The sequence below is a fragment of the Streptomyces sp. SolWspMP-5a-2 genome (genome assembly GCF_900091845.1).
Classification (GTDB): Bacteria; Actinomycetota; Actinomycetes; order Streptomycetales; family Streptomycetaceae; genus Streptomyces; species Streptomyces doudnae.
This window is the reverse complement of sequence record NZ_FMCI01000020.1, coordinates 1-10,322: the sequence shown is the minus strand read 5'-3', so window position 1 is coordinate 10,322 and position 10,322 is coordinate 1. Positions and strand designations below refer to the sequence as shown.

At 74.6% G+C, this 10,322-nt stretch carries 10 protein-coding genes and 1 tRNA gene; 6 read left to right on the top strand and 5 right to left on the bottom strand.

The window, feature by feature from the left end; translation table 11 throughout:
• Positions 1-1,698: hypothetical protein (locus tag GA0115242_RS00995; protein ID WP_141721443.1), on the bottom strand; the 1,698-nt coding region annotated here is incomplete at its 3' end.
• A gap of 103 nt (positions 1,699-1,801) precedes the next feature.
• Here GA0115242_RS00995 and GA0115242_RS00990 point away from each other — a divergent pair.
• Both GA0115242_RS00990 and GA0115242_RS00985 read left to right on the top strand, forming a co-directional pair.
• The gene (locus tag GA0115242_RS00990; protein WP_093823457.1) at positions 1,802-2,248 is read left to right on the top strand and encodes an SRPBCC family protein; all 447 of its coding nucleotides are present in this window, start codon (positions 1,802-1,804) and stop codon (positions 2,246-2,248) included.
• 39 nt (positions 2,249-2,287) lie between these two features.
• Positions 2,288-2,359 (top strand) — tRNA-Val (locus GA0115242_RS00985).
• A gap of 45 nt (positions 2,360-2,404) precedes the next feature.
• Here the strand turns inward: GA0115242_RS00985 and GA0115242_RS00980 are convergent.
• On the bottom strand, positions 2,405-3,130 hold the full coding sequence (locus GA0115242_RS00980; protein WP_093823452.1) for a 3'-5' exonuclease: 726 nt from the start codon (positions 3,128-3,130) through the stop codon (positions 2,405-2,407).
• 168 nt (positions 3,131-3,298) lie between these two features.
• On the opposite strand from GA0115242_RS00980, the gene GA0115242_RS00975 reads away from it, so the two are divergent.
• The 3 genes from GA0115242_RS00975 (at position 3,299) to thrS (ending at position 7,183) form a co-directional block, all read left to right on the top strand.
• A complete protein-coding gene (locus GA0115242_RS00975; protein WP_093823450.1) occupies positions 3,299-3,865 on the top strand; it encodes a DUF4365 domain-containing protein in 567 nt (188 codons plus the stop codon).
• Positions 3,862-5,097, top strand: a complete 1,236-nt coding sequence (locus tag GA0115242_RS00970; protein ID WP_093823448.1) for a hypothetical protein — start codon at positions 3,862-3,864, stop codon at positions 5,095-5,097. The genes GA0115242_RS00975 and GA0115242_RS00970 overlap by 4 nt, the downstream gene beginning before the upstream one ends.
• Positions 5,098-5,206: 109 nt before the next feature.
• Positions 5,207-7,183 (top strand): threonine--tRNA ligase, encoded by a 1,977-nt coding sequence (thrS, locus tag GA0115242_RS00965; protein ID WP_093823446.1) that lies wholly within the window; start codon positions 5,207-5,209, stop codon positions 7,181-7,183.
• 72 nt (positions 7,184-7,255) lie between these two features.
• On the opposite strand, the gene GA0115242_RS00960 is transcribed toward thrS, so the two are convergent.
• A complete protein-coding gene (locus GA0115242_RS00960) occupies positions 7,256-7,912 on the bottom strand; it encodes a potassium channel family protein (protein ID WP_093823444.1) in 657 nt (218 codons plus the stop codon).
• 67 nt (positions 7,913-7,979) lie between these two features.
• On the opposite strand from GA0115242_RS00960, the gene GA0115242_RS00955 reads away from it, so the two are divergent.
• A complete protein-coding gene (locus GA0115242_RS00955; protein WP_093823443.1) occupies positions 7,980-8,537 on the top strand; it encodes an HIT family protein in 558 nt (185 codons plus the stop codon).
• Between the two features lie 15 nt (positions 8,538-8,552).
• Here GA0115242_RS00955 and GA0115242_RS00950 read toward each other — a convergent pair whose 3' ends face one another.
• Together GA0115242_RS00950 and GA0115242_RS00945 are read right to left on the bottom strand one after the other, a co-directional pair.
• Positions 8,553-9,446, bottom strand: a complete 894-nt coding sequence (locus GA0115242_RS00950; RefSeq protein WP_256089339.1) for an oxygenase MpaB family protein — start codon at positions 9,444-9,446, stop codon at positions 8,553-8,555.
• A 25-nt stretch (positions 9,447-9,471) separates the two neighbouring features.
• A partial coding sequence (locus tag GA0115242_RS00945) for a 4-hydroxybenzoate octaprenyltransferase (RefSeq protein ID WP_093823441.1) occupies positions 9,472-10,322 on the bottom strand: 851 nt, incomplete at its 5' end.

Genomic DNA, 10,322 nt, shown 5'->3' with positions numbered 1-10,322 from the left:
CGACGCGACGGCCAGCGCGGCGGCGAGCACCAGCGCGGCCGGAGCCGCGCAGACCCGGCGGCCGGGCGCCCGGCACGCCCCCGCCCAGAGCAGGGTCAGCGCCGCCAGCACGGACAGCGTCTCCGTCCGGCCCGCCAGCGCCGAGCAGACCAGGAGGACGGAGCCGGCCAGCGCGAGGACCAGCCCCGGCAGCCGGGTGCGGGACGACAGCAGCAGCGCCGCCGTGACGGCGAACTGGAGCGCCAGGGACGCCGGGTGGGGGAGCGCGAGGACGGCGGGCAGGGCCCACAGCGCCGCCCACGCCAGGCAGAGCGCGCCCGTCAGCGCCCGGGGACGCCACACCGGGGCACGGACCGCGAGGGCGAGCACGGCGGCCACCGACACGAGCACCACCGGCGCCGTCCACGCGTGCGGGGGCCAGAGCCCGCCCACCGTGACCGCGGCCCGCGCGTCCGCCGGGGCCCCCGACCAGACCCGCGCCGCCCAGGACACCGGACCCAGCAGCGTCAGCCCGACCGTCGGCACCGCGCACAGCAGCGCCAGGCCCTGCACCCCGGCCGACGCCCCCAGCGCGCCGTGCCGCAGCGCCGCGCGCGGCGAGGTCCGCGCGAGCGCGGGCAGGGCGATGCCGAGAGCCAGATGGACCGGCACCGTCCAGCCGGACGGCAGCAGCGCGTGCGGCACGGTGCCCAGCGCGCCCACCAGGAACAGCCCGCCGACCAGCGCGTGCGCCGTCGCGTACCGGTTGTCGGAGAGCCGCCGGGCGGCGGCCAGCGACAGCCCCGCCGGCAGGGCCAGCAGCGTCGCGGCCCTCGCGGCGGTGGACAGGTCGCCCGCGACCGCCCAGAACCAGAGCGCCGCCAGCACGGCCCAGGCGCCCGCGCCGTACGCCCCGACCAGCGCGACGACCCGGACCACGCCACCGGCGCACCGGAACGCCACCACGGTGTCCGCCGCCGACGTCAGCAGCAGCACGAGGGCCACCGTGTACGGACCGGCGCCCACCGCCACCGCCCCGAGCAGCAGCGGCAGTTGGGCGACCGCGAGCGCGGCGGGCAGCGGCAGCCGCAGCCCTGGCACCCCGTCGCCGCTCCTCCCGTCCGCCCGCGGCGCCGTCCCCTCCTGCCCCGCCGCGTCCCGTCCCGCCCGCGCCCCCGCGCCGAACCGCCCGGTCGTGAGGGCCCCGGTGTTCACGGCCGCGCCGTACCCCGTCCAGGTCAGGGCCAGCACCGCCGTCGCCACCGCCGCGTACCCCGTCGCGTCCGTCCCCGACAGTGCCGTCGCGTGCAGCGCGTACGCGTCCAGCGCGGTCAGCGCGAGGCCGATCCCGGCCACCGACTCGGCCGTCGCCCGCAGCCCCCGCCGTCGCAGCGCCACCGGCGCCGCCAGCACCGCGAGGGTCGTCACGCCCAGCACCGCGGCCCGCCGCGCGATGCTCAACTCGCCCCAGCTGACCAGCGTGAACGCCACCGCCGCGAGGGTCAGCAGCACCCCGCCCAGCAGCAGGAGCACGTTCTGCACCCGGGGCGCGGGCGTCTCCGGGCGGGGCGGCGCCGGGGCGGGCAAGGGCACCGGCCGGTACAGGGCCGCTACCAGCCAGGCCCGGCGCGTCAGCAACTGCGCCCGCCGGGCGTCCAGGGCGCCCAGCTCGGCGTCGATCAGCCGCAGCTCCTCGGCAGGCGGCGGAAAAGGTGTCATGTCCCGGAGTGTGGTCGCGGCCCCGCCGACCGGCATGAGCGCCGGTACTCACTCCGTACTCAGATGCCGGGTGCGGGCCCCCCGCGCGGGCACACTTCTGCCCATGGACTGGTCCCACCACCGCTTCCGCGTCGAGTGGACGCTCGCCGCGCCCCCGGCCGCCGTGTACCGGGTCCTCGAACGCGCCGAGGACTATCCGCGCTGGTGGCCGCAGGTGCGCCGGGTGACCCCGATCGACGCGGACAGCGGCGTCGTCCGCATCCGCGCCACCCTCCCGTACACCCTCACCCTCACCGCCCGCGCCACCCGCCGCGACCCCGGGGCCGGGATCCTGGAGGTCTCCCTGACCGGCGACCTCGAAGGCCGGGCCCGCTGGACCCTCACTGCGCACGGCACCGGCACCCACGTCCGCTACGACCAGGAGGTCGTCGTGCGCAGAACGCTGCTCAGACGGCTCGCCGTCCCCGGCCGCGCGGTCTTCCGCGCCAACCACCGGCTGATGATGCGGGCCGGACGGCGGGGGCTCGCGGCCCGCCTGGAAGCGGTTTGAAGGAACCCCGGGAATCCCTGTATGGTTCAGTCCGTTCCCGGGCGATTAGCTCAGTGGGAGAGCGCTTCGTTCACACCGAAGAGGTCACTGGTTCGAACCCAGTATCGCCCACCCGGAGAAAGCCGGTCCGTCCCCGACGGACCGGCTTTCCGCTGTTCACGCCGCCGCGGGCAGGTCCCGGCGCAGCGGCCAGGCCGGATCCACCGTCTCCGGGGTGCCGCTGCGCGCGAACCACGCCTGCAGACCCCGGGCCTGCGCCGCGTGCCACGTCGTCTGCAACGTGTGCAACTCGCCGGGGGAGAGCCGCTCCAGGCGGGTCGCGAACCGGCGGCCCAGCGCCCGCACCACCTCGAGCGACGCGAGGGCGTCCGCGCCCGCGTCGTGCGCGCCCTCCAGCGTCACCTCGTAGTGCGCGCACAGGTCCGTCAGCGTCCGGCGGCCCTTGCGGTACCGGTCCAGGTGCTTGTCCAGCACCCGCGGATCCAGCACCCGCAGCGGCACCGCCTCGAACCACCTGTCCAGCGACGACGCCCGGTGCCTGCGCAGCTCACGGTCGAGCAGCGTCAGATCGAACGGCGCGTTCATCACCACCAACGGCCTGCGCAGGGCCGCCTGTTCGGCCAGCGCGTCCGCTATCTCCAGCACCACGGGCGCCGGCCACCGGCCGTTGCGCCGCAGGTGCTCGTCCGTCAGCCCGTGCACCGCGGTCGCCGCCTCCGGCACCGGCACGCCCGGGTTGACCAGCCAACGGGCCACCCGCGGCCGGGAACCCGGAGCGTCCTGGACGACCACGGCCGCCGAGACGATCCGGTCGGACTCGACGTCCACACCCGTGGTCTCCGTGTCGAAGGCCGCGAGCGGCCCCTCGTACCAGCACGTCATCCCAACCCAACTCCTCGTTCACCTACGGCAGCTGACGTCCCGTCTTCTGCCTGTTTGGTGATACCCGGGCCGTTTGCGCCGTACGCCGGAAGGACACAACAGGAGTACGGGTCTTTGCAGTTCAGCGGCCCGTCGCAGACAAACCCTTGGCCTGGAAGGCTGTTCGTCATGGCGATAGCCCAGCCCGAGCGGAGCGGGCTGCTGCCCGAACGCACGGGCCCCCGTCGCGGCACTCTCGCCACCACCGCCTGCATGGAGACGTTGCAGGTCGGCTATCTGCACGCGGTCGCCGCCGCCGCGGGCTGCTCGCTCTCCCAGCCGTTCCCGGACAACGGCATCGACTGGCACGTCAGCCACGGCTCGCCGGGACACACCGTGGACGACGAGGTCACCATCAAGGTGCAGCTCAAGTGCACCTACCAGGTCGCCCCCAGGCCGCCCGGCCCCTCCTTCGCCTTCACCCTGGACAACGACCACCTGCGCAAACTCGCCCGCACCCCGGTCTCCGTCCACAAGATCCTCGTCGTGATGCTCGTCCCGCGCTCCCAGGACGACTGGCTGCGCGCCGACCACGACCGCCTCGACCTGCGCCACTGCTGCTACTGGGTCAACCTCGCCGGCCACCCCGTCACCGGCCGGACCCGGACCACCGTGCGGATTCCGACCGCGCGCATCTTCGACGACCGGGCGCTGTGCGAGATCATGGCGCGGGTCGGGACCGGAGGCAGGCCATGACGCACCGCCCGCTGGACGAGCCCCTGCGGCCCGGCAGGCCGCACCCCGCCGAGGCGCCCGCGACCGCCGACTGGCACCGGCCGCCCGAGCCCGACCGGGTCGACCCCGCCGTCCTGGGGGCCCTGCTGCGCCGGCACGGCTGGCAGCGGCGCGGCGGCGCACCGGGCCGCTACGGCCGCTGGACCCCGCCGGGGCCCGGCACCGGCACCAGCCTGCTGGTGCCCGAGACCCGCTCCTTCCCCGACAGCGACGACCTGCTCGGCGAGGCGCTCCTCGCCCTTGCCCGCAGCGGCACCCCCGCCGCCCGCGAGGTGCTCGTCGGGCTCGCCGTGCCCAGCGACGAGATCCGCTGGTGGCGGGACGCGCCGACCGGGCCCGCCGACACCACGCCCTGGAGCGTGCAGGAGCAACTGCGCGCCGCCGCACGGCAGATGCTGCTCGCCGGGGCGCTCGCCACGCACGCCAGGGCCGGTTACCACGGCGCCCGCCACCGGCACGCCGCCGCCGTGCTCCTCGACCACGTCCTCGTCGGCTCCGCGACCGGCGCCGACCGGCTCACCGCCTTCGTGCCGGTCGCCGGGGGGCGCCCCCTCGCCGTCCGCCTGCACCAGGCGCTCCACGCCGTCCGGGAGGCCGTCGACTACCGGCGGGCCACCGGCGGCATGGACGCCTTCGACGGGGCCGTCGAGGCCGGGTCCAGCCGCGAACTCACCGACGCCCTGATCGCGCTGGTGCGCGGCACCGAGGGCGCCCGCGTCGCCGTCGAGTGGGCGCCCGCCGCCGGGGTCCCCGAGGGGTGCGCGGCCACCGCCGAGCCCGTCGAGTTCTCCCCGGGCGACCTGCCCGCGCTGCGCGAGGCGGGCGCGCGCTACCTGCGCGACGAGCCGTCCGTGCCGGTGCGGCTCACCGGCACCGTCGAACGGATGCGCCGCTCCGGGGCGCGCGGCGAGGGCGGCATACGGCTGCGGGTGCTCGACGGCGCCGAGGTCCCCTACGTCCGCGTCACCCTCGGCGAGGAGGACTACCGGATCGCCGGGCACGCCCACCTGGTCGGGCTGCCGGTGCGGGTGCACGGGCGACTGGAGCGCCGGGGCGGCTTCCGGCGGCTGACCGGCGCCGCCGGCGTCGTCCCCGTCCAGGTGGACGAGGCGGACCGGGACCGCCTGATGAAGTCGCTCCAGGAGCACCTCGACGTCTTCGGGGAGGCGTGCGGCGGGGACGAGTGCGACTGAGCGGCCACCCCCGGTAACCGTTTCGCGGTCGGCGGGTGCGGGTCGGTACGATCCCTACCTGCGCGCGCTCCTGGTATGGCGCCGCACCCCCTTCAGTCAGGAGAGACCGGTGTCAGACGTCCGTGTGATCATCCAACGCGATTCCGAGCGGGACGAGCGTGTGGTGACGACGGGCACCACGGCCGCCGACCTCTTCGCCGGTGAGCGTTCGATCGTCGCCGCCCGGGTGGCGGGCGAGCTGAAGGACCTCGCGTACGAGCCGCGCGACGGCGAGACCGTCGAGCCCGTGGAGATCACCTCCGAGGACGGCCTGAACATCCTGCGCCACTCCACCGCGCACGTCATGGCGCAGGCCGTGCAGGAGATCTTCCCCGAGGCCAAGCTGGGCATCGGCCCGCCGGTCAAGGACGGCTTCTACTACGACTTCGACGTCGAGCGGCCGTTCACGCCCGAGGACCTCAAGGCCGTCGAGAAGAAGATGCAGGAGATCCAGAAGCGCGGGCAGCGCTTCTCCCGCCGCGTCGTCACCGACGAGGCGGCCCGCGAGGAGCTGGCCGACGAGCCGTACAAGCTGGAGCTGATCGGCCTCAAGGGCGCCGCCTCCTCCGACGACGGCGCCGACGTCGAGGTCGGCGCGGGCGAGCTGACGATCTACGACAACCTGGACGCCAAGACCGGCGAGCTGTGCTGGAAGGACCTCTGCCGGGGCCCGCACCTGCCCTCCACCCGCCTCATCCCGGCGTTCAAGCTGATGCGCAACGCGGCCGCCTACTGGCGCGGCAGCGAGAAGAACCCGATGCTCCAGCGCATCTACGGCACCGCCTGGCCGTCCAAGGACGAGCTGAAGGCGTACCTCGACTTCCTCGCCGAGGCCGAGAAGCGCGACCACCGCAAGCTCGGCAGCGAACTCGACCTGTTCTCCGTCCCGGAGCAGATCGGCTCGGGCCTCGCCGTCTTCCACCCCAAGGGCGGCATCGTCCGCCGCGTCATGGAGGACTACTCGCGCCGCCGCCACGAGGAGGAGGGCTACGAGTTCGTCTACACCCCGCACGCCACCAAGGGGAAGCTGTTCGAGACGTCCGGGCACCTGGACTGGTACGCCGACGGCATGTACCCGCCCATGCAGCTCGACGAGGGCGTGGACTACTACCTCAAGCCCATGAACTGCCCGATGCACAACCTGATCTTCGACGCGCGCGGCCGCTCCTACCGCGAACTGCCGCTGCGCCTCTTCGAGTTCGGGACCGTGTACCGGTACGAGAAGTCCGGTGTGGTGCACGGCCTCACCCGCGCCCGCGGCTTCACCCAGGACGACGCGCACATCTACTGCACCAAGGAGCAGATGGCGGACGAGCTGGACAAGACGCTCACCTTCGTCCTGAACCTGCTGCGCGACTACGGCCTCACCGACTTCTACCTGGAGCTGTCCACCAAGGACCCGGAGAAGTTCGTCGGCTCCGACGAGGTCTGGGAGGAGGCCACCGAGACGCTCCGCTCGGTCGCCGAGAAGCAGGGCCTGCCACTCGTCCCCGACCCGGGCGGCGCCGCCTTCTACGGGCCGAAGATCTCCGTGCAGACCAAGGACGCCATCGGCCGCACCTGGCAGATGTCGACCGTCCAGCTCGACTTCAACCTGCCCGAGCGCTTCGACCTGGAGTACACCGGCCCCGACGGCTCCAAGCAGCGCCCGGTGATGATCCACCGCGCCCTGTTCGGCTCCATCGAGCGGTTCTTCGCGGTGCTCCTGGAGCACTACGCGGGCGCCTTCCCGGCGTGGCTCGCGCCGGTGCAGGCGGTGGGCATCCCGATCGGGGACGCGCACGTCGGCTACCTGGACACGTTCGCCGCCGCGGCCAAGAAGCAGGGGCTGCGGGTCGAGGTCGACGCGTCGTCGGACCGCATGCAGAAGAAGATCCGCAACGCGCAGCGCCAGAAGGTGCCGTTCATGATCATCGTCGGGGACGACGACATGAGCGCGGGCACCGTCTCGTTCCGCTACCGCGACGGCGCCCAGGAGAACGGCATCCCGTTCGACGAGGCCATCGCCAAGATCGCCAAGGTGGTCGAGGAGCGGGCGCAGGTCTGATCCGGCGCCGCGGCCGGTGGGACGCCCCCGGGGTGTCCCGTCCGCCCGGCTCGCGGGAGGCCCCCGGGGACGTCATGTCCCCGGGGGCCTCTCGTCGCCCTCCCGCGCGAACACCTGGAGCAGCCACGACGAGAACGACCCCGTCACCGCGCCCAGCAGCGCGAGCCCGCACGCCATCATCCCGACCGCGATGATCCGGCCGACCGGGGTCACCGGCGTCACGTCGCCGTAGCCGACCGTCGCGAGGGTCGCGCACGCCCACCACACGGAGTCCCCGAACGTCGTGATCGAGGCACCGGGCGCCCCGCGTTCCTGCTGGTAGACGGCGAGCGACGCGGCGAAGCCGAGCAGCACCGTGCAGAGCCCCGCGTACGCCATCACGCGCGCCTGGAGCGCCAGCCGGGGCTCGCCGCGCCTGTTCTGGACGGCCTGGTAGAGCCGGACGATCCGCAGCGGCCGCAGCAGCGGCAGCATCAGCGTCACCGTGTCCAGCCAGTGCGTCCGCACGAACCGCGGACCCTGCCCGCTCAGGCGCCAGCGCACCCCGTAGTCGACACCGAACACCACCCACATCGCGCCCGTCACGGCGAGGCAGACGTCCAGCAGATCGCCCGGCAGCCCGGTGGCCAGCACGCGCACCGCGTACGAGGCGAGATAGACCAGCGACGCCACGAAGAGGGGGATCTCCGTGCGCCGCTCCCAGCGGGCCGTGCGGCTGTCTTCGTCCACCCCTCCAGCTTCACCCGCGGGCCTTTTCCCCCAACCCCGGCGACACGATCCGAACGGGCGACGCCATATGCTGCACAGCATGACGAGTGAGCCGGAGCAGCAGCTGGGAGTGGGGACACAGGACGCGTTCCAGCGTCTGTGGACGCCCCATCGGATGGCCTACATCCAGGGCGAGAACAAGCCGACCGGCCCGGGGGCGGGCGACGGCTGCCCCTTCTGCTCGATCCCGTCCGCGTCCGACGAGGACGGCCTGGTCGTCCGCCGCGGGGAGCACGTGTACGCGGTGCTCAACCTGTACCCCTACAACGGCGGCCACCTGATGGTCGTGCCCTACCGGCACGTCGCCGACTACACCGACCTCACCGAACCGGAGACGGCGGAGCTCGCGGCCCTGACCAAGCAGGCGATGACGGCCCTGCGCACCGCGTCCGGGGCGCACGGCTTCAACATCGGCATGAACCAGGGCGCGGTGGCGGGCGCGGGCATCGCCGCCCACCTGCATCAGCACCTGGTGCCGCGCTGGGGCGGGGACACCAACTTCATGCCGGTGGTCGGCCACACCCGGGTGCTGCCCCAACTCCTCGCGGACACCCGCAAGATGCTCGCGGAGGCGTGGCCCGCGTAGCCGGTACCGCCCGGTTCACCCCCGTCGCGCCCCCGCCAGGCGGCCCCGTGCGGCCGCCTGGATCTGCGACGGGCCGAGCCCCCAGACGAGGACGTGCCCGACGGCCGCCGCCAGGGGCCGGTCCCAGCAGACGCGGACCACGGCCGGACGGCGGACGCCCAGCGCGGCGCGGGCCCAGCCGGGCAGCAGCCCGACCGCGGCGTTCATCAGCAGGCGGACGACGAACCGCTCCCGCCGGGTGCGGCCGAACCGGCGCAGGAACCGCACGGAGTCGAGCGCGGCCGGGGTGGCGCGCAGCGCGGGGCGCATGCCGGTGAGATAGCGCTCGGCGGCGGAGGCGGTGCGCGGCACGTCCCGCGCGCCCAGCGCCTCGGCCACCGGGGCGACCCCGCGGTAGTAGGCGTCGCACTCGGCGGACGTCAGCCGCTCCCGCCGGGGCGCGTAGACCTGGTGCCCGGCGAGGAAGCTGCGCACCTCGGCGGTGTGCACCCAGGTGAGCAGGACGGGGTCGTCCGCGCGGTAGGGACGGCCGTCAGGGGCGGTGCCGCGCACCCGGGTGTGGATGCGGCTGACCAGGCCGATCACCTCACGGGCGGCCTCGGCCGAGCCGAAGGTGGTCGTGGTGACGAACCGGACGGTCCCGTTCAGCCGGCCGACCGGATCGGCGCGGAAGTCGGAGTGCTGGTCGACGCCCGCCATGGCCAGCGGGTGCAGCGACTGGAGCATGAGCGCCGCGAACCCGCCGGTGAGCATCCCGGTGGCGTGCCCGTGCACCCGCCACACCGGGTCGTCCGGCACGATCCCGAACAGCCCGGGGTCACCGGGCGGCCCCGCGTACCGCTCCAGCCGGAGATCGCCGCCGTGCATGGTCGCCGTCAGCTCCGCGGCGATCCTCTCCCGCACTCCCACCCGCGCCTCCAGGGTCGGTCCCCTCTCAGCCGAGGGTACCGACCCGTCCGGCGAGCACGGCGGCGAGGACGAGCAGCCCGCAGAGCGGGTTGGTGGCGAACGCCCGCCCGCAGGCCGCGGCGTCCGCCGGGTCGGCCCGCCGCACCTGCCACGCCAACTGCCCGGCGACGACGCCCAGTCCGGGCCAGAACAGCGGACCGAGCCCGGCCACCGCCCCGAACCAGCCGAGCAGCGCCACGCACCCCGCGTACACACCGGCGACCAGCAGACGGCTCCTCGGCCCCAGCAGCACCGGGGCCGACCGCACCCCGGCCCGCACGTCGGCCTCCCGGTCCTGGCAGGCGTAGATCACGTCCGTCCCCACGGCCCAGCAGACCAGCGCCCCGTACAGCACCGGGCCGCCGTCTCCCGGTCCGCCGCGCAGCAGGGCGTAGACCAGCGGGACCAGCCAGTTGATGGTGACGCCCAGCCACACGTGCGGCCAGTGGGTGACCCGCTTCAGCAGCGGGTAGACGGCGGCGAGGGGCGCCCCGGCCGCCGCCCACAGCACGGCCTCCGCGCTCCAGAACGCCAGCACCAGCGGGGCGAGCGCGCCGAGCACGACGCAGAGCGCGAGGGCCCGCCCGGCGCTCAGCCGCCCGGAGGCGACGGGACGGCCCGCCGTCCTCGGCACCCGGGCGTCGAACCGCGCGTCCAGCACGTCGTCGAGCCCGCAGGCGGCCCCGCGCGACACCACCCCGAACACCAGGAGCAGCGGCCCCAGCAGCAGACCCTCGCGGGGTGCGGCGACCGCCGCCAGGGCGATCCAGCCGGGCAGCACCAGCAGCCAGCCGCCCACCGGCCGGTCAAGCCGCAGCAGCTCCAGGTAGGGCCGCG